Source organism: Streptomyces sp. GC420, from assembly GCF_009916105.1.
Taxonomy (GTDB): Bacteria; Actinomycetota; Actinomycetes; order Streptomycetales; family Streptomycetaceae; genus Streptomyces.
Genome location: NZ_JAAAXQ010000125.1, coordinates 1 through 19,688, shown reverse-complemented (window position 1 = coordinate 19,688; position 19,688 = coordinate 1). Strand labels below are relative to the sequence as shown.

Below are 19,688 nucleotides of genomic sequence, written 5' to 3'. Positions count from 1 at the left end.
GGCCCGGTGACCACGGTCACCGGGCCTTCCCGCGTTCCGCCGGGCGACTCGCCCGCGCGCCGCCGCCCGCGCCTACTCGCTCCGGCTCACAGATAGAGCCCCGTGGAGTCCTCGGACCCCTCCAGCCGCTCCGCGGCCACCGCGTGCAGATCGCGCTCCCGCATCAGGATGTACGCGACACCGCGCACCTCGACCTCGGCACGGTCCTCCGGGTCGTACAGCACACGGTCGCCCACCTGCACGGTCCGTACGTTCTGCCCGACGGCGACCACCTCGGCCCAGGCCAGCCGCCGGCCGACCGCCGCGGTCGCCGGGATCAGGATCCCTCCGCCCGAGCGCCGCTCGCCCTCCGTGGTGTCCTGGCGGACCAGCACACGGTCATGCAGCATCCGAATGGGCAACTTGTCGTGGGTGGTGTTCTCGCTCACCCTTCGAACCTACCTGTCTCGCGACCGTTCGTACGCCGGAGGGTCAGCCACGCCGCCTGCGCGCCGACACCGCGAGCAGGCCCACGAGCCCCACGACCACCAGCGCCACCGGCACGATGCGCTCCAGCCGGGGCGAGCCGTCACCGTCCACCAGCTGCGCCCGCACGTCCGAGACGGCCCGGTTCACGCTCACGTAGGCACGGCCCAGGGTATGGTCCACGGTCGACACGACCTTCGCCTTCGCCTCGCCCGCGATGGTCTTGGGATGCACCCGGACACCGATCTCGTCGAGCGTCTCGGCGAGCTGATTGCGTCTGCGGACGATGTCCGCCTCGATCTGGGCAGGGGTCCTGGCGTCCGACACCGCGCCGCCTCCGTGATGGTTGTGTTCGTCGTCTTGAGTCCGTCGTGCTGAACAGTGTGTCAGCTCCGTCGCGCGCCGCACTGTCAGCACCCCCCATTACGCTCGGGTACGGCATCTCTCTATCCCGTACGCACGAGGAGACACCCCGATGAGCGAGCGACTCCAGCCCGGCGACACCGCCCCCGCCTTCACCCTGCCCGACGCCGACGGCAACGAGGTCTCGCTCGCCGACCACAAGGGCCGCAAGGTCATCGTGTACTTCTACCCCGCCGCGCTCACCCCCGGTTGCACGAAGCAGGCCTGCGACTTCACCGACAACCTCGACCTCCTGGCCGGCGCGGGCTACGACGTGATCGGCATCTCCCCCGACAAGCCCGAGAAGCTCGCCAGGTTCCGCGAGAAGGAGAGCCTGAAGGTCACCCTGCTCGGCGACCCTGACAAGTCGACCCTGGAGGCCTACGGCGCCTTCGGCGAGAAGAAGCTCTACGGCAAGGTCGTGACCGGTGTCATCCGCTCCACGGTGGTCGTGGACGAGGAGGGCAAGGTCGAGCGGGCGCTCTACAACGTGAAGGCGACGGGCCACGTCGCCAAGATCATCAAGGACCTGGCCCTCTGACCCACTCCCCCGCACCCGTCGTTCCCGGGACGGCGTTCGCCAACCGTTCTCCCGCACACCGCCGTGCCGGAGCCCAGTAGAGTGTGCCGGGAGCGGGTCCGTACCCCAGCTGGCAAGAGGGCGCCGGTTTAGGTCCGGTGTGTCGTGGGTTCGAGTCCCACCGGGCCCACAGGAATACCGAGCGGCCCACCTTCGAAAGGTGGGCCGCTGTGCGCGTCCGGGTCAGTGCACGAGTTCCCTGATCACCGGCACCAGCGCGCGGAACGCCTTGCCGCGGTGGCTGATCGCGTTCTTCTCGTCCGGCGTCATCTCGGCGCACGTCCTCGTCTCGCCGTCCGGCTGGAGGATCGGGTCGTAGCCGAAGCCGTAGCCGCCCGTCGGGGCGTGCCGGAGAGTGCCGCGGAGCTGGCCCTCGACGACGCGTTCGGTTCCGTCGGGGAGAACGAGAGCGGCGGCGCAGGTGAAGTGGGCGCCGCGGTGGGCGTCTTCGATGTCGGAGAGCTGGGCGAGGAGCAGTTCGAGGTTGTCGCGGTCGTTGCCGTGGGTGCCGGCCCAACGTGCGGAGAAGATGCCGGGGGAGCCGCCGAGGATGTCCACGCAGAGGCCGGAGTCGTCGGCGATGGCGGGGTGTCCAGTGGCGGCGGCGAGGGCGCGGGCCTTGAGGAGGGCGTTCTCGGCGAAGGTGGTGCCGGTCTCCCTGACGTCGGGGACGTGAGGGTACGCGTCCGCGCCGACGAGTTCGTGGTGGAGTCCTGCGTCGGCGAGGATCGCGTGGAGTTCTGCGACTTTGTTCGTGTTGCGGGTGGCGAGGATCAAGCGGGTCATGCGTCCGACGGTACGGGACGTCAGGGGCTGCAGACCTTGGTGATTTCGCCGGCGGCGTCGACGACGGGGGTGATGTCCACGTTGGCATCGCCGTTCTCAACGGACTTGCGGACGTTGTCGACAGCGTCGTTGAGGTTGTCGACGGCCTTGCTGAGGTCCGCGTTGTCGGTCTTGTCGCCGATCTCGCCGAGGTTCTTGTCGATCTCGTCGAGGGCTTCCTGCGCCTTGGTGGGGTCGTCGGCGGCGCTGGAGACGGCCTGCTCCAGGTCGCTGACGCTGTTGGCTATGGCCTCGGCGGTCTGGACGCAGTCGAGGGCCGTGCTGACGGCGTCGCACGCGACGGTGAGGGGCGCGACGGTCAGGGCGAGGGCGGCGATGGTGACGGCGGTGCGGCGTCGTCGGCTCGGGGCGCGCATGTGTGCAGGTCCTCCTGTGGGCGGGCGGGTGCACGGTATGGCCCGTACGCCCGTACTGGCGAGGACGCCCCGAGGGGCGTCGGTGGTTGCTGGTGGTCCGTTCCGGCGCTGCCGGCCGCGCTACTGCGCGGGCTGCTCCTGCTCCAGGGCGGCGAGCTGGAGCTTGGTGAGGTCGGCGCAGCCGGTGACGGCGAGGTCGAGGAGCCGGTCGAGTTCGGCACGGGAGAAGGGGGCGGCCTCGGCGGTGCCCTGGACCTCGATGAAGCGGCCGTCGCCGGTGCAGACGACGTTCATGTCGGTCTCGGCACGTACGTCTTCCTCGTAGCAGAGGTCGAGGAGGGGGGTGCTGTCGATGATGCCCACGCTCACGGCGGAGACGGTGCCGGTGAGGGGCTTGCGGCCGGCCTTGATGATCTTCTTGCGCTGGCCCCAGGCGATGGCGTCGGCGAGGGCGACGTAGGCGCCGGTGATGGCGGCGGTGCGGGTCCCGCCGTCGGCCTGGAGGACGTCGCAGTCGAGGACGACGGTGTTCTCGCCGAGGGCCTTGCAGTCGACGACGGCGCGCAGGGACCTGCCGATGAGGCGGGAGATCTCGTGGGTGCGGCCGCCGATCTTGCCGCGTACGGACTCGCGGTCGCCGCGGGTGTTGGTGGAGCGGGGCAGCATGGAGTACTCGGCGGTGACCCAGCCTTCGCCGCTGCCCTTGCGCCACCGGGGCACTCCCTCGGTGAAGGAGGCGGTGCAGAAGACCTTGGTGTCGCCGAAGGAGATCAGGACGGATCCTTCGGCGTGCTTGCTCCATCCGCGTTCGATGGTGACGGGGCGGAGCTGTTCGGGGGTGCGGCCGTCGATGCGTGACATGGCGCCGAGCCTAGTCGTACGGGCGTGAGGGGCCGGCTCCCGTTCGAGCCTGTTCGAAGAACCGGCCCCCCCCAGGGCCCGGACCGGGGACGCGGAGCGGTCACATCATGTCCTCTATCTCTCCGGCTATCGGGTCGGCGTCGGTGCCGATGACGACCTGGATGGCGGTACCCATTTTGACGACGCCGTGTGCTCCGGCGGCCTTGAGGGCCGCTTCGTCGACGAGGGAGGGGTCGTTGACTTCGGTGCGGAGGCGGGTGATGCAGCCTTCGACCTCTTCGATGTTGTCAAGGCCGCCGAGCCCGGCGACGATCTTCTCAGCCTTACTGGCCATGTCCTTCTCCCTGGTCGTTCAAGGAACACAGTGGCGGCCTACCGCGGCCGTTCTGTCACGTTGACGCGCGTTTGGCGCAACTTCTCTGGCGAGCCGCGGCCTCCTCCCGGAGGATGGCGGTCACCGGAATCGCGCTGTTCCCGCGCCACCGCCGGGCGGCCGCTCCGGACCCTACCAAGAACTGGTCTACACCACCCGTCGGGAGCCTGCCAACGAGTCCGGGACCGCGGCCGGCTCCCGCTCCTTCCGAGTCGCAAACAGAGCGAAGCCCGCAATGACTCCACGCCGGCCCCGCACCGACTCCGCACCGACCCCGCGAAGGACGATCCCGGCCTTCCCGGTAGAGCCGTCCGACCGCGCCGTCAGCCGTCGACCACGCCACCGGACGGAGCCCGGCGACGAAGCCCCGGCCACCCACGGACGCCGGACTGGCACTCACCGCGGCGCATTACGTAGTCTGCGATTCGCTATCACAAATTCCGACCGCAGACTCCTGGAGCGGAGCCGAGGAGGAAGCCGAGGACGTGACCGAGGCGTGACCGGATGCGTCGATGGAGATCCGACCCCTCGACGGCGCACCGCGCGGCATCCGGCCGCTGCCGGGACACCCCGCGGACCGGGTGCGGCCAGCAGGGCTGCGGGGACTCCCCGCGTGACGCCCGCGCCGGACGCCGCGGCCGTTCGCGGCCGTCACGCACGGTGCGCCGACAGCCACGCAAACGCGGGTTCCTTACCTCACCTTCACCGTGCTAGAACAGGTCTACACCACTCACTGGTGTAGACCACCCTGGCTGCTGCCCGTCCCCTTCGCCGGCGTCCCCCCGGCTCCGGCAGCACCTCGGCACATGGAGGAAGTCATGACTACGGCCACCGCCCCGGCCGCCCCCGCGAAGAAGCGGGGTTCCGGTCTGTTCCAGGGCCTGCAGAAGGTCGGCCGCAGCCTGCAGCTGCCGATCGCCGTGCTGCCGGCTGCGGGCATCCTGCTGCGCCTCGGCCAGCCCGACGTGTTCGGCGCCGACGGTCTCGGCTGGGACAAGGTCGCCTCGGTGTTCGCCACCGCCGGCGGCGCCGTCTTCGACAACCTGCCGATGCTCTTCTGCATCGGTGTCGCCATCGGCTTCGCGAAGAAGTCCGACGGCTCCACCGCACTCGCCGCGCTGGTCGGCTTCCTCGTCTACAGCAACGTCCTGAAGGCCTTCCCGGTCACCGAGGCGAAGGTGCAGAAGGGCGCGGACATAGCGGCCACTTACAACAACCCCGGCGTGCTCGGCGGCATCGTCATGGGTCTGCTCGCCGCCGTCCTGTGGCAGAGGTACCACCGGAAGAAGCTGGTCGACTGGCTCGGCTTCTTCAACGGCCGCCGCCTTGTTCCGATCATCATGGCCTTCGTCGGCACGCTGGTCGGCGTCCTCTTCGGCCTGGCCTGGGAGCCCATCGGTGAGGGCATCAGCTCATTCGGCGAGTGGATGACGGGGCTGGGCGCCGCGGGCGCGGGTCTGTTCGGTGCCATCAACCGCGCACTGATCCCTGTCGGTATGCACCAGTTCGTCAACACCGTCTCCTGGTTCCAGCTCGGTGACTTCACCAACGCCGCGGGCGAGGTCGTCCACGGTGACCTGAACCGCTTCTTCGCGGGGGACCCCGACGCCGGCATGTTCATGTCCGGCTTCTTCCCGATCATGATGTTCGGACTGCCGGCCGCCGCGCTCGCCATCGCCCACTCCGCGAGGCCCGAGCGCCGGGCCGCCGTGACCGGCATGATGGTCTCTCTCGCCCTGACCTCTTTCGTCACCGGTGTCACCGAGCCGATCGAGTTCTCGTTCCTGTTCATCGCACCGCTGCTGTACGCCATCCACGCGCTGCTGACCGCGATCTCCATGGCGGTGACCTGGGCCATGGGGGTCCACGCGGGCTTCACGTTCTCGGCCGGGTTGATCGACTACGGGCTCAACTGGAACCTGGCCACGAAGCCCTGGCTGATCATCCCGATCGGGCTCGTCTTCGCGGTGGTCTACTACGTCGTCTTCCGCTTCGCGATCACCAAGTTCGATCTGCCCACCCCGGGCCGTGAGCCCGAGGAGGAGGTCGAGGACCTCACCAAGGCGTAGACGCCCGCGGTACGCGCTCGCGCGAGGGCCCCGGAACCGGCGACCGGTTCCGGGGCCCTCGCGTTACGGGTGGGGGCTCGCCGCCGCTAGATCTCGTAGACCGCGCCGGGGCGGGCCAGTTCCGCCGGGCCGTCGAAGACCTCGCGGGCGTCGGCGAGGTTGCGCAGGCCGTCCGTCCACGGCGGGATGTGCGTGAGGACGAGGCTCCGGGCCCTCGCGCGGGCGGCATGGGAGCCCGCCTCGCGGCCGTTGAGGTGGAGGGCCGGAATGTCCTCCTTGCCATGGGTGAACGAGGCCTCGCACAGGAAGAGGTCGGCGTCCTCCGCGAGATCGTGGAGGGCGTCGCAGACTCCGGTGTCACCGGAGTACGTAAGGGTCCTGCCGCCGTGTTCGAGGCGGATGCCGTACGCCTCGACGGGGTGTTCGACCTTCTCCGTACGGATGGCGAAGGGACCGATCTCGAAGTGGCCCGGCTTGAGCGTGTGGAAGTCGAAGACCTCGCTCATCGACTTCTCGGAGGGCACGTCGGCGTACGCCGTGGTGAGCCGGGACTCGGTGCCTTCCGGGCCGTAGACCGGGATGGGCTCGCAGCGGCCTCCGTCGTGGCGGTAGTAGCGTGCGACGAAGTAGCCGAGCATGTCGATGCAGTGATCGGCGTGGAGATGGCTGAGGAAGATGGCGTCGAGGTCGTAAAGACCGCAGTGGCGCTGCAGCTCGCCGAGGGCACCGTTGCCCATGTCGAGGAGCAGCCGGAAGCCGTCGGCTTCGACGAGGTAGCTCGAGCAGGCCGAGTCCGCGGACGGGAACGACCCCGAGCAGCCGACGACGGTGAGCTTCATGGAGCTGGAACCTCCGTGGACTGGGGGTCACTGAGGGGGGCGTCGGGGTTGTGCGGTGCGTCAACCGTAAGGCGCCAAACGGCGGGTCGCTCCTCCACCGGGTGGGGTTGTGGGGGAACTCACCTGCGCTGTCACCGGTTCGGGCGGGTAGGGAGGACGGAGCCTGACGGCGGGGGCACCGGTACGGTCGGTGCGGAGGCGGCGGGGAAGCCGCGGGAGCGGGAGGAGGCGGGCCGTGGACACGTCCTGGTGGCCGGCGGTGATCGCGGTGATGGTGCTGGCGCTGATCGCCGCCGTCGCGGACGGATGGGGACGGCGCGGGCCGCGGGCGCGCCGCCCGGCGGGCCGGACGCGTCCTCCGGGGAGGGCCGGGGCCCGGTCCACGGGGACGGGGACGGCGCCCCGGCCGGGTGAGATCTGGTGGGCGGAGGTGCCGTACGAGGACGGGCCGGGTGCGAAGGACCGGCCCTGTCTGGTGCTGGCGGTCGACGGGGGCAGTGCCAGGGTCGCGAAGATCACCAGCAGGTGCCGGGAGGAGCGCGCGGGGGTGATCCCGCTGCCGCCCGGCTCGGTGGGCGACCGGCAGGGCCGGGCGAGCTTCCTGGAGACGGACGAGCTGCGCGAGGTGCCGCTGGCCGGCTTCCGCCGCCGTGCGGGCCGGGCGGACCCGGCGCTGTGGGGCAGGGTCCGCCACTTGGCGCGCTGACGCGCGGGGGCCGGGCATCGGGCACGCGCGCCGAGAGCGGGCTCAAAACCCTGGCATGCACCCGATATGCCGGTTTCTTGTCGCGCTGAGAGCCCGTGGAACCCCGTCCGGCATGCAGGAGTCCCCCACGGATGCCGTGGGGGACTCGCGACGTACCGGGCCGCGGGGCGTCACGCCCAGAGCTGGCCCTGGAGCCTTTCGATGGCCTCTTCCGTCGTGGCAGCGGTGTAGACGCCGGTGGAGAGGTACTTCCAGCCGCCGTCCGCGACGATGAAGACGATGTCGGCGCTCTCGCCCGCCTTGACGGCCTTCTTGCCGATGCCGATCGCGGCGTGGAGGGAGGCGCCGGTGGAGACGCCCGCGAAGATGCCCTCCTGCTGGAGGAGTTCGCGGGTGCGGGTGACGGCTTCCGCCGAGCCGACGGAGAAGCGGGTGGTGAGGACGGAGGCGTCGTAGAGCTCGGGGACGAAGCCTTCGTCGAGGTTGCGCAGGCCGTACACGAGGTCGTCGTAGCGCGGCTCGGCGGCGACGATCTTGATGTCGGGCTTGTGCTCGCGCAGGTAGCGGCCGACGCCCATCAGGGTGCCGGTGGTTCCCAGGCCCGCCACGAAGTGGGTGATGGAGGGCAGGTCCTCGAGGATCTCGGGGCCGGTGGTGGCGTAGTGGGCGCCCGCGTTGTCCGCGTTGCCGTACTGGTAGAGCATCACCCAGTCCGGGTGCTCGGCGGACAACTCCTTCGCGACGCGGACGGCCGTGTTGGAGCCGCCGGCGGCGGGGCTGGAGATGATCTCGGCGCCCCACATGGCGAGCAGGTCGCGGCGCTCCTGCGAGGTGTTCTCCGGCATCACGCAGACGATGCGGTACCCCTTGAGCCGGGCCGCCATGGCGAGGGAGATGCCGGTGTTGCCGCTGGTCGGCTCGAGGATGGTGCAGCCGGGGGTGAGCCGGCCGTCCTTCTCCGCCTGCTCGATCATGAAGAGCGCGGGGCGGTCCTTGATCGAGCCGGTCGGGTTGCGGTCCTCGAGCTTGGCCCAGATGCGGACGTCCTCGGAGGGCGAGAGCCTGGGCAGCCGTACGAGCGGCGTGTTGCCGACGGCGGCCAGCGGCGAGTCGTACCGCATCAGCGCATTCCGCCGGCGACCGCGGGGAGGATGGTGACGTTGTCGCCGTCCGACAGCTTGGTGGAGATGCCGTCGAGGAAGCGGACGTCCTCGTCGTTGAGGTAGACGTTGACGAAGCGGCGCAGCTCGCCGCCGTCGACGATGCGCTCCTGAATGCCGTTGTGGCGGCTGTCGAGGTCGGCGAAGAGTTCGGCGAGGGTGTCGCCGCTGCCCTCGACGGCCTTGGCGCCGTCGGTGTAGGTGCGGAGGATGGTCGGGATGCGGACCTCGATGGCCATGGGGTTCGGCTCCTGGTGAGATGTGGAAGGCGGAGGGCAGGGGCGCGCGCAGCGTTCCGCGCGGGGGCGGTGCGGGATGTACGTCGTACGGGGCCTCGGGCGCGGGGCTCAGGCGGCGGGAGGGCGACACATCGCGCTGGCGAGGCGGCACAGGTCGACGTGCAGCCGCGCCACGAGCAGCGTGCCCGGCGTCTTTTCGCTCACGTCGTGGAAAACCATGCGGTCATCGTATCGATTCCCGGTCCGGGTTCTGGAATGTGATCTCACGTTCCGGACGAACCGGGCTCATGACATGAGACGGACGAGGAGCCCCCGCGCCGCGAGCGCCGTTCAGTACGCGTCGACGATCTTGACTTCCTCCTCCGTGACCTCGCCCTCGACGATCCGGAACGAACGGAACTGGAAGGGCCCGGCGTCGTCCGTGTCGGCGGTGGAGACGAGCACGTAGTGGGCCTCGGGCTCGTTGGCGTAGGAGATGTCCGTACGGGACGGGTAGGCCTCGGTCGCGGTGTGCGAGTGGTAGATGACGACGGGTTCCTCGTCCCGGTCGTCCATCTCGCGGTAGAGCTTCAGCAGATCACCGGAGTCGAACTCGTAGAAGGTGGGCGAGCGGGCGGCGTTGAGCATCGGGATGAACCGCTCGGGCCGTCCGGAGCCCGCCGGTCCCGCGATCACGCCGCACGCCTCGTCGGGGTGGTCCGCGCGTGCGTGGGCGACGATCTTGTCGTGCAGGGCCTGGGTGATGGTGAGCATGGCATTGAGGATAAGCAGACGGCCTCCCGGCGTGAGACCGGGAGGCCGTCTGCTGAGACGGGGTCGGGATCGGGGTCGCGAATCAGGCCCGGGGTCGGGATCGGGCGCCGCGGGTGACCCGGGTCAGCCGACGGAGACCGTCACCTTTTCCCCGGGCTCGTCCGCGCCGGAGCCGGCGCCGGCACGCCGGGCCTTGGCGAAGGCGAGGAAGGAGTTGAGCTCCCGCTTGACGACCGGTGCCAGCAGATAGAGGCCGATGATGTTGAAGACGGCCAGCAGGAAGAGGACCGAGTCGGCGAGGCTGATCAGCGCGTCGAGGGAGAGGAGGGAGCCCGCCATGACGAAGCCGCTGTAGACGGTCTTGAAGACGACCTCGCTGGCCCTGCTGCGGCCGAAGAGGTACGTCCAGGCCTTGAGGCAGTAGTAGCCCCAGGTGAGGATCGTCGAGAAGGCGAACAGCAGCACGGCCACGGCCAGCACGTTCGGGAACCAGGGCAGCACCGTCGCGAAGGCGTCGGAGGTGATCTCCACGCCACCGATGCTCTCGCCCGCACGGGCGTCGGCCCAGCTGGCCGGGTTGGCGATGACGATGGTCAGCGCGGTCATCGTGCAGATGACGACGGTGTCGATGAACGGCTCCAGCAGGGCGACCAGGCCCTCGCTCGCGGGGTGGTTGGTCTTGACCGCGGAGTGGGCGATCGGGGCGGAGCCGAGGCCGGCCTCGTTGGAGAAGGCCGCCCGCTTGAAGCCGACGATCAGCGCGCCGATGATGCCGCCCGCGACGCCCTCGGGGTTGAAGGCGCCCTCGATGATGGCGCCGACGGCGCTGGGCAGGGCGGTGACGTTGGTCAGGATGACCACGAGGCAGGCGGCGATGTAGATGATCGCCATGGCCGGGACCAGGCGGCTGGTGACGGAGGCGATGGAGCGGATGCCGCCGAGCAGGACGACGGCGACCAGCGCCGCGATCAGCAGACCGAAGACGAGTGCGCCGCTGGAGTCGCCGAGCAGGCCGTCGTCGCCGCCGGTGACCGTCTTGAGCTGGGCGTAGCTCTGGTTGGCCTGGAGCAGGTTGCCGCCGAAGAGGCCGAAGAAGAGGATCATCGCGGAGGCGGCGACGGCCAGAGCGGTGCCCACCTTCTTGCCGGTGCTGCCGAAGCGGTCGGCGAGACCCTTGGGGAGGTAGTGCATCGGACCGCCGGAGACGGTGCCGTCGGCGTGCTCCTCGCGGTACTTCACGCCGAGGGTGACCTCGACGAACTTGGTGGCCATGCCGAGGAGACCGCAGAGGATCATCCAGAAGGTGGCGCCGGGGCCGCCGATGGAGACGGCGACGGCCACACCGGCGATGTTGCCGAGGCCGACGGTCCCGGAGACGGCGGCGGTGAGGGCCTGGAAGTGGTTGACCTCGCCCGCCGATCCCTCCTCGTCGTACTTGCCGCGCACGACGTCGAGGGCGAGCTTGAACTTGCGGACCTGGACCAGTCCGAACCAGGCGGTGAACACCAGACCGGCGATGACCAGCCAGGCGACGATGAGCGGGAGTTCGGCGCCGCCGACGGGGACCGCGTAGAAGACGATCTCTCCCAGCCAGTCGGCCACGGGATCGAAGACGTCGTTGACGGTCGTGTCGACGGTATTTGCGATGGACTCGAGTGACATCTGGGGCTACCTCGGGGGGCGCAGGACATGCCGCGCTCGGGGCAGAGCGGGGACGGGACGGTGTGCGGGGTTGGGGCGAACGCCGTTGTCCGGATCGGCGCCGGGAGCGGGCGGTCCCGGACTTGGATCGCCCTGGTGCTCCCGGTCGTACGGGTCGTGCGCGCCGGATGTCGGCCGGCTCTCCCGCCGCGGCGAGGGGTGGTGCCGCAACAGAATTCGTGAAGTCCTATCACGCAGTTCACCGGGGCCTGAGTGGCCAACATCACACAGGCCGAGGGAAAACCCTGTATCCCCGGGTAAGCGCAGGGGCGGTGATGTGATCGTTATCCGGATCTGAGCATCCGTTGAGCGAACGCATTTCTTGAACAATGCCGCAAATCGGATATCACGCATCGCGTCGCCCCCGCCCGGGCAGGCTCGTTCAGGGCCGGAGTTCGCGTCCGGGTCGAGTCCGGGGCCGAGCCGGGGGCACGGGTCGGAACCGGGGCGCGGCCGAAGGCCGGAACCGGGGGCTCGGCCGGACCGAAGAACAGAACCGGCTCCGGTGCCGAACACGGCGGCGGAGCCGGAAACGGCGGCGGAGCCGGAAACGGCGGCGGAGCCGGAAACGGGGTCACGCGGGGGTGTCAGGGCATCAGTGTTTCGACGAGCGTCTCCTGAAGCGCTCCGAGCCAGAGGTAGGCCAGCACCATCGGCTTGCGCGGATCGGAGTCGGGCAGGCGGTACAGCTCGTCGCTCTCGTCGTCCGTGACCTCCAGCCGGGCGCCGATCGCCAGCCGCAGGTCGTTCAGGGCGCCGAGCCACTGCCGGGAGTCGTCGGGCGAGAGCTTCAGCACGGCCGCGCCGCCGCCCGCGGCCCGGGGGCCGAGACCGTCCAGGGAGCGCACGACGGCGAGGGCGTCCTCGCGCTTGCGGGACCGCAGGTCCGTCTCGGTGAAGCGGCGGAACTCGGCGGACAGGGCACGCCTTTCCTCCGCGCCGTCGCCTTCGGCGTCGTCGTCGGGGCCTGCGTAGGCGTCGGGGAACAGCCGGGCGAGCGCGGGATCCTCGGGGGGCTCGCTGGGACCTTCGGCGAAGAGCGCGGCGAGCGGGTCCTCACCCTGCGCGGGCTCGTCCCCGGGGCCGATCAGTTCGAGCAGTTGGACGGCGAGGGAGCGGAGGATGGAGATCTCGACCTCGTCGAGGGCGACGGCCGCACCGCCGCCGGGTACGGCCTCGAAATGTCCTGGCATCAGTGCTCAGCTGTCCTCACGCGTGGGGCGGGGTGGACGGGGTCCTCGGCGGAACCCGTCCCCCGGCGGATTCGGGTCCTCAGCGGTCCTGGGTGAGTGTCGCCCAGAGTCCGTAGCCGTGCATGGCCTGCACATCCCGCTCCATCTCCTCGCGGGTGCCACTGGAGACCACGGCCCTCCCCTTGTGGTGGACGTCGAGCATGAGTTTGTGGGCCTTGTCCTTCGGATATCCGAAGTAGGCCTGGAAAACATAGGTCACATAACTCATGAGGTTGACCGGATCGTTGTGCACGACGGTGGCCCAGGGCACGTCCGGCTCGGGCACGGCGAAGCTCTGTTCCGCCGATTCGGGGCGTTCGATCTCTACGGGAGCAACACTCACTTCACCCATGCTGCCACCCGCGGGGCCCTGTTGCACAAACGGACGGAGAGAAATCGTCACTCTGACGAGTATTCGGGGTAGCATCTTGGGCATGAACACTGCGGATCTTGGGCTCCCGGCGGAAGAGGGGGGCCGATCGCATCCCCGGAGCGGCGGGTGGCGGGTCGGCGTCCCGTCGACCGCGCTCTTCACCGACCAGTACGAGCTGACCATGCTGCAGGCCGCCCTGGCGGCCGGCACGGCGGCGCGCCGCTCCGTCTTCGAGGTCTTCACCCGCAGACTGCCCGAGGGCAGGCGCTACGGCGTCGTCGCCGGCACCGGCCGGGTCCTGGACGCCGTGGAGAACTTCCGCTTCGAGCCGGACGTGCTGGACTTCCTGCGCGAGCGCGGGATCGTCGACGCGCCGACGCTCGACTGGCTGGCCGGCTACCGCTTCTCCGGCGACATCTGGGGCTACCCGGAGGGCGAGGTGTACTTCCCCGGCTCCCCGGTCCTCCGCGTGGAGGGCAGCTTCGCGGAGTGCGTCCTGCTGGAGACGGTCGTGCTCTCCATCCTCAACCACGACTCGGCGATCGCCGCCGCCGCGTCCCGGATGGCGACCGCGGCCGGGGACCGCCCGCTGATCGAGATGGGCGCCCGCCGCACCCACGAACTGGCCGCGGTGGCCGCCTCGCGCGCCGCGTACATCGGCGGCTTCGCCACCACCTCCGACCTCGCGGCCGGCTTCCGCTACGGCATCCCGACGGTGGGCACCAGCGCCCACGCCTTCACCCTCCTGCACGACACCGAGCGGGACGCCTTCACCGCGCAGATCCACTCGCTCGGACGAGGCACAACGCTGCTCGTCGACACCTACGACGTGGCGGAGGCCGTCCGTACGGCGGTCGAGGTGGCCGGTCCCGGGCTGGGCGCGGTGCGCATCGACTCCGGCGACCTGCTGCTCGTCGCGCACCGGGTGCGGCAGCAGCTGGACGAGTTGGGCGCCACGGATACGAAGATCGTCGTGACCTCCGACCTGGACGAGTACGCGATCGCCTCGCTGGCCGCGGCGCCCGTGGACGCGTACGGCGTCGGCACCCAGCTGGTCACAGGAAGCGGGCACCCCACCGCCTCCATGGTCTACAAGCTGGTGGCGCGCGCCGAGTCCGACGATCCCGCGGCGCCGCTGGTCCCGGTGGCCAAGAAGTCCTCGGGCGGGAAGACGTCGATCGGCGGCCGCAAGTGGGCCGCGCGGCGGCCCGACGAGCACGGGGTCGCGGAGGCGGAGGTCATCGGCGCGGGCCGGGTGCCGCCCCGGCTGGCCGACCACCAGCTTCAGGTCGAACTCGTCAAGGGCGGCGAGATCGTCTCGCGCGAGACGCTGGACGTACCGAGGGACCGGCACCGGGCGGCGCGGGCAGCGCTGCCGCTCTCCGCGGTGCAGCTGTCGCGGGGCGAACCGGTGATCCCGACCGAGTACGCGTGACCCTCACCCGCTCCCCGGCGGGCGGGCCACGGCACCGCCCCCGCCCGCCGGCCCCTGAGGTGGGACACGGCGGTCCCCCACCACGGACACCATCCGGCGCGCCGGGTGCGCCGGGGACTGTCGCGGTGACGCGGGACCCGTGCCACCGGTGGGACAGAACACGGCGGTCCGCCGCCACCGACACCGCCCGGCACCCGGGGGCCGGTGCGCGAGCACGCCCGGTGTCGGCGACGCGCCCAGTGCATGCAACCGGGGGCGCACGTCGCCCGCCCTGCGCCCAGTGCGGGCAGTGCGGGCAGTGCGGGCAGTGCACACGGTGCCCGGTGCGTCGGGCACTCCCGCGGTGGTGGGTCCATGTCCCGGCGCGGGTACGGCAGCCGCCCCGCGACGGGGCTTGCCGTGCCGGGCGCCCCGGGTGCGACCGGTCCCGCCGACCGGCGCGACCGGCACGGCGGCGTCCGGTGTGCCGGAGACCCGGTGCCGCACCGTGCGGCACCGGCTCCGCGCCCGGGGGCGCGTCGCACCGGTACTGGCGCCGCCCGTACGACGCTCGCCCGGGCACCGGCGGGCGGGGCGCACAGGAAGGGAGGGGCCGGGGTGGTTCCTGGGCACCGCCGGAGGGCACTTAGCAGCGATATGCCATCTCCCGCAAGAGCCACAGAGTCTCTAGTCTCGTATTCATCAAACCGAGCGCCGGCAGCGTCCACCGCTCCGTCCCGAAGGGCATCCGTCATGCACCGCGCCTTGATCGTCGTAGACGTGCAGAACGATTTCTGCGAAGGCGGCAGCCTTGCCGTCGCGGGGGGTGCGGATGTGGCTGCCGCGATCACCGACCTGGTGGCGCAGGCGCCGGCCGGCTACCGCCATGTGGTGGCCACCCGCGACCACCACGTCGCGCCGGGGAACCACTTCGCGGACAACCCCGACTTCGAGCACTCCTGGCCCCGGCACTGCGTGGCCGGCACGGAGGGGGTCGGGTTCCACCCGAACTTCGCGCCGGTGATCGCCTCGGGCGCCATCGACGCGGTCTTCGACAAGGGCGCCTACTCGGCGGCGTACAGCGGCTTCGAGGGGCGCGACGAGAACGGCACCCCGCTGGCGGACTGGCTGCGTGCCCGCGACGTCACCGAGGTGGACGTCGTCGGGATCGCCACCGACCACTGCGTGCGGGCCACGGCGCTGGACGCGGTCCGCGAGGGGTTCAGAACCCATGTGTTGCTGGACCTGACGGCCGGGGTTGCCCCGGAGACCACGGAGCGGGCCCTGGAGGAGCTGCGGGAGGCCGGGGTCGAGCTCAGCGGCAAACCGGTGCTGGCCTGACCCTGGGCACACGCAGGCCGACGCTGCGCAGGCTGCGCGCGGAGTGCCAGAGCTCCACGGCGTCGTCGGGGGCGCTGCGCCAGACCAGGCCGTCGGGGTGGTGCAGGACGGCGGTTATCTCGTCGGGGGTGGGCGGCTCGGTGTTGCCGCGCAGGTAGACGGCGCGCAGTCCCGCGTTCCGGAGCCTGGTCAGGGCCCGGGCGCGGTTACGGGCGTGGACGAGGACGCGTACCGTTTCCCCCTCGCACACCGGGTCGGGCAGCGTGAGCGCGACGACCACGCTCCCGCCCGGCAGCCTGCAGAAACCACCTGATGGCATGCTCCACTCCCCCGTACGGTCCGCTTGAGACCGGTTGTCAACAAGGTCTGTCAGAGGCATCTAAACGCGATCGGCCGCCGCCCGCTAGAGGGGCGGCGGCCGACCATGGCCTGACCTGCGGTTCTATCGGTTAATTGGTCGAGGGACCCACCTGGAGGGTGATCAGGGAGCCGTTGAGGGACTCCTTCAGGATCTTGATCCGGGTGTTGGTGTCAGGAACCTGGACGCTCGCGGTGGGGTTCGCCTCGTCGTAGTAGGTCCCCCGGTGGTCGTCGAAGACCGAGACGCCGCGCTTGGCCTTGATCTTGGCCGCGACCCCGTCCTTGTGCAGGGTGATGCCCTGCGTCGGGAAGCGGGTGAAGGTCGAGTCGTACGCCTGGATCCGGTTGCGCATGATCGTGCCGTCGGCCCACTTCTCGGCCTTCGGGTGCGCGTCGACCGGCAGCACCAGGCCCTTGCCCGGGTGCACCCCGGTGTTGTTGTCCATCTGGGAGGTGTCCCACAGCCAGATCATCAGGCCGTTCTGGTACGGGTAGTGCTCGACCCAGTTGGGACGGTCGGTGACCCAGCCGAAGTTGTACGGGCCGGTCTTGAGGACCTTGTCGTACGAGACGTACTGGCGGTTCTCGGCGATGTAGTACTGCGGGTAGTTCTTGGTGAAGGACTCCTCGATGCGGTTGAAGCCCTTCGCGGTCCAGCCGGCCGCCTCGGTCTCGGCGTTGTCGGTGAACAGCGCGGCGCCGTCGGCGAGCACGGACAGCGCGTCGGCGGTGAAGCCGCGGCCGGCGACGCCGCCGTCGGAGGCGTAGCGGAAGCGGATGTCGATCTTCTGTCCGGCGTACGCGTCGAGCGGGTAGACCAGGCTCTTGTACGACTCCGAGACGCCGCTCAGCGCCGGCTTGTCGCCGCCGTCACGGCTGATCGCGGCGCCGTCGGCGGTGCCGTCGACGGGCGTCCAGTTGGCGCCGCCGTCCGTGGAGACCTCGGTGTAGAGGTAGTCGTAGCCCTCCTCGATGTCCCACCAGCCCTGGAGTTCCAGGGAGGCGGTGGACTTGCCGGTGAGGTCGACGGAACGGGTCAGCGTGTTCTGCAGGTCGTCGCCCATGCCGCTCCACCACTGCCTGGTGCCCTCGGCCGGCTTGGTGATGGTGGTGGTGACGGGCTTCTCGGGCAGTTCGACGACGAGCGCCTGCGCGTTCTTGGTGTTGTACTCGGCGTAGCCCAGGCGGTGGGTCGACTTCGTCGCGGCCCTGGCCTCGTCGTAGTCGAGCCAGCCGAGCTGGAGCTTGTCCCAGGCGGTCATGTCGCCGGGCAGGTTGCCGATGGCGTCCTTGCCGGTGCCCAGCCAGGAGCCGGAGGACATCAGCGTCCAGAAACCGGTGGAGTTCTCGCCCTTGCCGCTGGTGTCGTACAGGTCGGGCAGGCCGAGGTCGTGGCCGTACTCGTGGGCGAAGACGCCGAGGCCGCCGTTCTCGGCCTGCATCGTGTAGTCGCCGATCCAGACGCCGGTGTCGCCGATCTGGGTGCCGCCCGCCTTGTTGTCGGCCGGGCCGGCGCTGCCGGCGTCGGTGCCGTAGGCGTACCAGCGGTGCGCCCACAGGGCGTCCTCGCCCTGGGCGCCGCCGCCCGCGGACTCGTCCTCGCCGGCGTGCACGATCTGGAAGTGGTCGATGTAGCCGTCGGGCTCGTTGAAGTTGCCGTCGCCGTCGAAGTCGTAGCGGTCCCACTGGTCGTACTCGGCCAGCGCCGCCTTGATCTCGGCGTCGGACTTGCCTGCGGCCTTCTGGGCGGCGGTCCACTCGTTGGCGCCGTCGCGGACGAGGTCCCAGACGTTGTGGCAGTTGGAGCTGCCGCAGTAGTTGGAGCCGTAGCGGGCCTCGTTGTAGTCGACCTTGACCCAGTCGGAGACCGTGCCGTCGACCGAGTAGCGGCCCGAGGACTGCTTCTCGTAGTACTGCTTGACCGACGGCTTGGCCGGGTCCTCCGAGAAGTAGATGTCCTGGAAGTGCTCGCGGTCGAAGTCCGGCTGCCAGTCCGTGGAGTTGTCCTGCGAGCGGTCGGGCTGGGCTATCTGGTTGTGCGCGGGGCCCGGTTCACCGCCGTACTTGGTGACGGGCGGTTCGGGGCCGTCGCCGTCCGGGTCGTACGTCGTGGTGTTGTCGACCGTGTCGCCGAACTCGACCAGGATCGTGAAGATCTTGTCGGTCTTCTCCCGCGCGAGCTCGACGTACTTGCCGCTGCCGAGCTTCACCACCTTCGACGCGCCGCGCTTGGTCGCCTTGGCGTCGCCCGACAGCACCTGCTGGAGCGCGCTCTCGCGCTGCGCGGCCTGCTGCTCGCTGAACGGGCCCTTCAGGTCATGATCGACGCGGTCCTTCGCCGGCGCCGGATCACGGCGCTCGACGGCGTTCCGGCCCGCCGGAAGCTCGTCGGCGTGGGCGAGGCCGAGCGTCGACGCGGTGGCGCCGATCGTGGCGACCGCCATGGTCAGGGCGGCGGCTCTGACGGCCCTCCGTTGGTTACTCACGTGAAGTCTGTCCTCCCCATCGGGGGCGCGCAAAGCGAATCGGGGGCGCGCGCCCCTCGGAACACAAGTGTCGGAAGTAGACAGGAGCTAAAGGAGAAAAGACAGGCTTGACTTGGGCACCGATGGCAAGTAATCGGTCACATGGGGGTGTTGACGTCCGGCCAAAGTCTAGGGATATCCCTGTGCGCCAGGAGTTCCACGGACCGGGGCCCAACCGGCCACCGCGACATGGCACGCGCGGCCCGACGCGCTCGACGTCCCTCCCGGACCGACGTTCGGCCCGGGGCCACGGAAAACGGGGGTTGCCGGCCTGCCGGGTTGAGGCCGAGGCGGGCTCGGACCGGATCGCCGAAGGCCGGCTCGGACCGGATCGCCGAAGCGGGCCTGAACCGGCTTGCCGAGAGGGCTCGGACCGGATCTCCCGGGCCGCGGCGGGGCATGTCCGCGGTGGCGGCGTCACCCTCGTCCGGTCGTTTGCGGGGCACTTGACGAGTAACGCGTGACTGGGCACTGTCTTCTTTCCCGGTGCCGCAGCGGTATCCGGTGGTCCCCCGGGTCACCGGCCGGGGCCGTCGGCGACCGCGACAGGCGCGCCCGTCTCAACACGTGGACAGGCGCATGAATCAGTGCGCCCCCCGTGCACCGGCACCGTGGGTCAGGTCACGCTTACTGCCGGTTCCTCTCGGGAATCCACCGCCGTAGAGTCATTTGACGGGCGCACACTCGGTCAAGTGGCGTCACACCCCCCAAATCCAAAGTCCCGAGGACGGATTCCGCCATGCCGCGTCCGACTGCCGCACAGTTCGCCTACGGTTCGGCCACCGTCGTCCTGTCGGCCCTGGCCATGCTGCTCCTGTCACAGACGAGTTCGGGAATCGGGGTCGCGGTGATCGTCGCCGCCGCGTTCACGCTCGGACTCCTGGTCGCCGTGAAGGTGGCCGCACCGGCGGGCCGGCGGACGCGGGCGTCGCGTGTCGTGCGGGGCGCGTCTCCCGTCCGCACGACGGATCTCACGCCCGAGCCCACCGAACTGCACGCCCGCGTGCCCGCGGCGCGCGAGCACTCCGGGAGCCGGGTGGCCTGACCGCCGCCGAACCCACACCCGTACTGCCCGCACCTGTCGAACGTGCGC

The 19,688-nt window shown here is 70.3% G+C and carries 22 protein-coding genes and 1 tRNA gene; 7 read left to right on the top strand and 16 right to left on the bottom strand.

Going from position 1 to position 19,688, the window contains the following annotated elements; translation table 11 throughout:
- Positions 1-86: 86 nt before the first annotated feature.
- Together GUY61_RS17545 and GUY61_RS17540 are read right to left on the bottom strand one after the other, a co-directional pair.
- Entirely contained in the window at positions 87-428 is a 342-nt protein-coding gene (locus GUY61_RS17545; RefSeq protein ID WP_166631122.1) for a co-chaperone GroES, read from the bottom strand.
- Between the two features lie 43 nt (positions 429-471).
- Positions 472-792 carry a DUF3618 domain-containing protein gene (locus tag GUY61_RS17540; protein ID WP_166631121.1) on the bottom strand — a complete coding sequence of 107 codons (321 nt, stop codon included), beginning with the start codon at positions 790-792 and terminating at the stop codon, positions 472-474.
- A 148-nt stretch (positions 793-940) separates the two neighbouring features.
- Here GUY61_RS17540 and bcp point away from each other — a divergent pair, with 148 nt between their 5' ends.
- Together bcp and GUY61_RS17530 are read left to right on the top strand one after the other, a co-directional pair.
- Positions 941-1,408 carry a thioredoxin-dependent thiol peroxidase gene (bcp, locus tag GUY61_RS17535; protein WP_166631120.1) on the top strand — a complete coding sequence of 156 codons (468 nt, stop codon included), beginning with the start codon at positions 941-943 and terminating at the stop codon, positions 1,406-1,408.
- Positions 1,409-1,502: 94 nt separating this feature from the next.
- Positions 1,503-1,577 (top strand) — tRNA-Leu (locus GUY61_RS17530).
- 53 nt (positions 1,578-1,630) lie between these two features.
- Here GUY61_RS17530 and rdgB read toward each other — a convergent pair.
- The 4 genes from rdgB to GUY61_RS17510 form a co-directional block, all read right to left on the bottom strand.
- Entirely contained in the window at positions 1,631-2,233 is a 603-nt protein-coding gene (gene rdgB, locus GUY61_RS17525; RefSeq protein ID WP_166631119.1) for an RdgB/HAM1 family non-canonical purine NTP pyrophosphatase, read from the bottom strand.
- Between the two features lie 20 nt (positions 2,234-2,253).
- Positions 2,254-2,649 (bottom strand): hemagglutinin, encoded by a 396-nt coding sequence (locus tag GUY61_RS17520; protein WP_166631118.1) that lies wholly within the window; start codon positions 2,647-2,649, stop codon positions 2,254-2,256.
- A 120-nt stretch (positions 2,650-2,769) separates the two neighbouring features.
- Entirely contained in the window at positions 2,770-3,510 is a 741-nt protein-coding gene (rph, locus tag GUY61_RS17515) for a ribonuclease PH (protein ID WP_166631117.1), read from the bottom strand.
- 100 nt (positions 3,511-3,610) lie between these two features.
- Positions 3,611-3,844, bottom strand: coding sequence for a glucose PTS transporter subunit EIIB (locus GUY61_RS17510; protein WP_166631116.1), 234 nt, complete (start codon positions 3,842-3,844; stop codon positions 3,611-3,613).
- Between the two features lie 857 nt (positions 3,845-4,701).
- Between GUY61_RS17510 and GUY61_RS17505 the strand changes: the two genes are divergently transcribed.
- Entirely contained in the window at positions 4,702-5,952 is a 1,251-nt protein-coding gene (locus GUY61_RS17505) for a PTS transporter subunit EIIC (protein ID WP_166631115.1), read from the top strand.
- Between the two features lie 86 nt (positions 5,953-6,038).
- On the opposite strand, the gene GUY61_RS17500 is transcribed toward GUY61_RS17505, so the two are convergent.
- Positions 6,039-6,791, bottom strand: coding sequence for an MBL fold metallo-hydrolase (locus tag GUY61_RS17500; RefSeq protein WP_166631114.1), 753 nt, complete (start codon positions 6,789-6,791; stop codon positions 6,039-6,041).
- A 235-nt stretch (positions 6,792-7,026) separates the two neighbouring features.
- On the opposite strand from GUY61_RS17500, the gene GUY61_RS17495 reads away from it, so the two are divergent.
- The gene (locus tag GUY61_RS17495; protein WP_166631113.1) at positions 7,027-7,497 is read left to right on the top strand and encodes a type II toxin-antitoxin system PemK/MazF family toxin; all 471 of its coding nucleotides are present in this window, start codon (positions 7,027-7,029) and stop codon (positions 7,495-7,497) included.
- A 170-nt stretch (positions 7,498-7,667) separates the two neighbouring features.
- On the opposite strand, the gene GUY61_RS17490 is transcribed toward GUY61_RS17495, so the two are convergent.
- From GUY61_RS17490 to clpS, 7 genes are all read right to left on the bottom strand, one after another.
- Positions 7,668-8,618, bottom strand: coding sequence for a PLP-dependent cysteine synthase family protein (locus tag GUY61_RS17490; RefSeq protein WP_166631112.1), 951 nt, complete (start codon positions 8,616-8,618; stop codon positions 7,668-7,670).
- Complete coding sequence (locus tag GUY61_RS17485; protein ID WP_166631111.1) at positions 8,618-8,896, bottom strand: MoaD/ThiS family protein; 279 nt, start codon at positions 8,894-8,896, stop codon at positions 8,618-8,620. Before GUY61_RS17485 ends, GUY61_RS17490 begins: the two co-directional genes overlap by 1 nt.
- A 108-nt stretch (positions 8,897-9,004) precedes the next feature.
- Positions 9,005-9,115, bottom strand: coding sequence for a putative leader peptide (locus tag GUY61_RS41570; protein WP_313896714.1), 111 nt, complete (start codon positions 9,113-9,115; stop codon positions 9,005-9,007).
- Between the two features lie 111 nt (positions 9,116-9,226).
- A complete protein-coding gene (locus tag GUY61_RS17480) occupies positions 9,227-9,649 on the bottom strand; it encodes a Mov34/MPN/PAD-1 family protein (RefSeq protein WP_166631110.1) in 423 nt (140 codons plus the stop codon).
- A gap of 123 nt (positions 9,650-9,772) precedes the next feature.
- Positions 9,773-11,311: a sodium:alanine symporter family protein gene (locus GUY61_RS17475; protein ID WP_166631109.1), complete on the bottom strand. Its 1,539-nt coding sequence runs from the start codon at positions 11,309-11,311 to the stop codon at positions 9,773-9,775.
- Between the two features lie 626 nt (positions 11,312-11,937).
- Positions 11,938-12,543, bottom strand: coding sequence for a DUF2017 domain-containing protein (locus GUY61_RS17470; protein ID WP_166631108.1), 606 nt, complete (start codon positions 12,541-12,543; stop codon positions 11,938-11,940).
- A gap of 79 nt (positions 12,544-12,622) precedes the next feature.
- Positions 12,623-12,934, bottom strand: a complete 312-nt coding sequence (clpS, locus tag GUY61_RS17465) for an ATP-dependent Clp protease adapter ClpS (RefSeq protein WP_166631107.1) — start codon at positions 12,932-12,934, stop codon at positions 12,623-12,625.
- 82 nt (positions 12,935-13,016) lie between these two features.
- Here clpS and GUY61_RS17460 point away from each other — a divergent pair, with 82 nt between their 5' ends.
- Together GUY61_RS17460 and GUY61_RS17455 are read left to right on the top strand one after the other, a co-directional pair.
- Positions 13,017-14,390, top strand: coding sequence for a nicotinate phosphoribosyltransferase (locus GUY61_RS17460; protein ID WP_166631106.1), 1,374 nt, complete (start codon positions 13,017-13,019; stop codon positions 14,388-14,390).
- 732 nt (positions 14,391-15,122) lie between these two features.
- Complete coding sequence (locus tag GUY61_RS17455; RefSeq protein ID WP_166631105.1) at positions 15,123-15,710, top strand: isochorismatase family protein; 588 nt, start codon at positions 15,123-15,125, stop codon at positions 15,708-15,710.
- On the opposite strand, the gene GUY61_RS17450 is transcribed toward GUY61_RS17455, so the two are convergent.
- Both GUY61_RS17450 and GUY61_RS17445 read right to left on the bottom strand, forming a co-directional pair.
- Entirely contained in the window at positions 15,685-16,029 is a 345-nt protein-coding gene (locus GUY61_RS17450; RefSeq protein ID WP_166631104.1) for a hypothetical protein, read from the bottom strand. The two genes, GUY61_RS17455 and GUY61_RS17450, sit on opposite strands and share 26 nt — an antisense overlap.
- Positions 16,030-16,159: 130 nt before the next feature.
- The gene (locus GUY61_RS17445; protein WP_166631103.1) at positions 16,160-18,556 is read right to left on the bottom strand and encodes an immune inhibitor A domain-containing protein; all 2,397 of its coding nucleotides are present in this window, start codon (positions 18,554-18,556) and stop codon (positions 16,160-16,162) included.
- 778 nt (positions 18,557-19,334) lie between these two features.
- Between GUY61_RS17445 and GUY61_RS17440 the strand changes: the two genes are divergently transcribed.
- On the top strand, positions 19,335-19,640 hold the full coding sequence (locus tag GUY61_RS17440; protein ID WP_166631102.1) for a hypothetical protein: 306 nt from the start codon (positions 19,335-19,337) through the stop codon (positions 19,638-19,640).
- Positions 19,641-19,688 lie beyond the last annotated feature (48 nt).

What these genes read in the sequence shown, in the direction of transcription:
- GUY61_RS17470 (WP_166631108.1), bottom strand. Translation starts at nt 12,543, where the DNA reads ATGCCAGGACATTTCGAGGCCGTACCCGGCGGCGGTGCGGCCGTCGCC.
- GUY61_RS41570 (WP_313896714.1), bottom strand. Translation starts at nt 9,115, where the DNA reads ATGGTTTTCCACGACGTGAGCGAAAAGACGCCGGGCACGCTGCTCGTG.
- GUY61_RS17485 (WP_166631111.1), bottom strand. Translation starts at nt 8,896, where the DNA reads ATGGCCATCGAGGTCCGCATCCCGACCATCCTCCGCACCTACACCGAC.
- rph (WP_166631117.1), bottom strand. Translation starts at nt 3,510, where the DNA reads ATGTCACGCATCGACGGCCGCACCCCCGAACAGCTCCGCCCCGTCACC.
- GUY61_RS17500 (WP_166631114.1), bottom strand. Translation starts at nt 6,791, where the DNA reads ATGAAGCTCACCGTCGTCGGCTGCTCGGGGTCGTTCCCGTCCGCGGAC.
- GUY61_RS17520 (WP_166631118.1), bottom strand. Translation starts at nt 2,649, where the DNA reads ATGCGCGCCCCGAGCCGACGACGCCGCACCGCCGTCACCATCGCCGCC.
- GUY61_RS17490 (WP_166631112.1), bottom strand. Translation starts at nt 8,618, where the DNA reads ATGCGGTACGACTCGCCGCTGGCCGCCGTCGGCAACACGCCGCTCGTA.
- GUY61_RS17510 (WP_166631116.1), bottom strand. Translation starts at nt 3,844, where the DNA reads ATGGCCAGTAAGGCTGAGAAGATCGTCGCCGGGCTCGGCGGCCTTGAC.
- GUY61_RS17460 (WP_166631106.1), top strand. Translation starts at nt 13,017, where the DNA reads ATGAACACTGCGGATCTTGGGCTCCCGGCGGAAGAGGGGGGCCGATCG.
- GUY61_RS17455 (WP_166631105.1), top strand. Translation starts at nt 15,123, where the DNA reads ATGCACCGCGCCTTGATCGTCGTAGACGTGCAGAACGATTTCTGCGAA.
- rdgB (WP_166631119.1), bottom strand. Translation starts at nt 2,233, where the DNA reads ATGACCCGCTTGATCCTCGCCACCCGCAACACGAACAAAGTCGCAGAA.
- GUY61_RS17475 (WP_166631109.1), bottom strand. Translation starts at nt 11,311, where the DNA reads ATGTCACTCGAGTCCATCGCAAATACCGTCGACACGACCGTCAACGAC.
- GUY61_RS17505 (WP_166631115.1), top strand. Translation starts at nt 4,702, where the DNA reads ATGACTACGGCCACCGCCCCGGCCGCCCCCGCGAAGAAGCGGGGTTCC.
- GUY61_RS17450 (WP_166631104.1), bottom strand. Translation starts at nt 16,029, where the DNA reads ATGCCATCAGGTGGTTTCTGCAGGCTGCCGGGCGGGAGCGTGGTCGTC.
- GUY61_RS17440 (WP_166631102.1), top strand. Translation starts at nt 19,335, where the DNA reads ATGCCGCGTCCGACTGCCGCACAGTTCGCCTACGGTTCGGCCACCGTC.
- clpS (WP_166631107.1), bottom strand. Translation starts at nt 12,934, where the DNA reads ATGGGTGAAGTGAGTGTTGCTCCCGTAGAGATCGAACGCCCCGAATCG.
- bcp (WP_166631120.1), top strand. Translation starts at nt 941, where the DNA reads ATGAGCGAGCGACTCCAGCCCGGCGACACCGCCCCCGCCTTCACCCTG.
- GUY61_RS17480 (WP_166631110.1), bottom strand. Translation starts at nt 9,649, where the DNA reads ATGCTCACCATCACCCAGGCCCTGCACGACAAGATCGTCGCCCACGCA.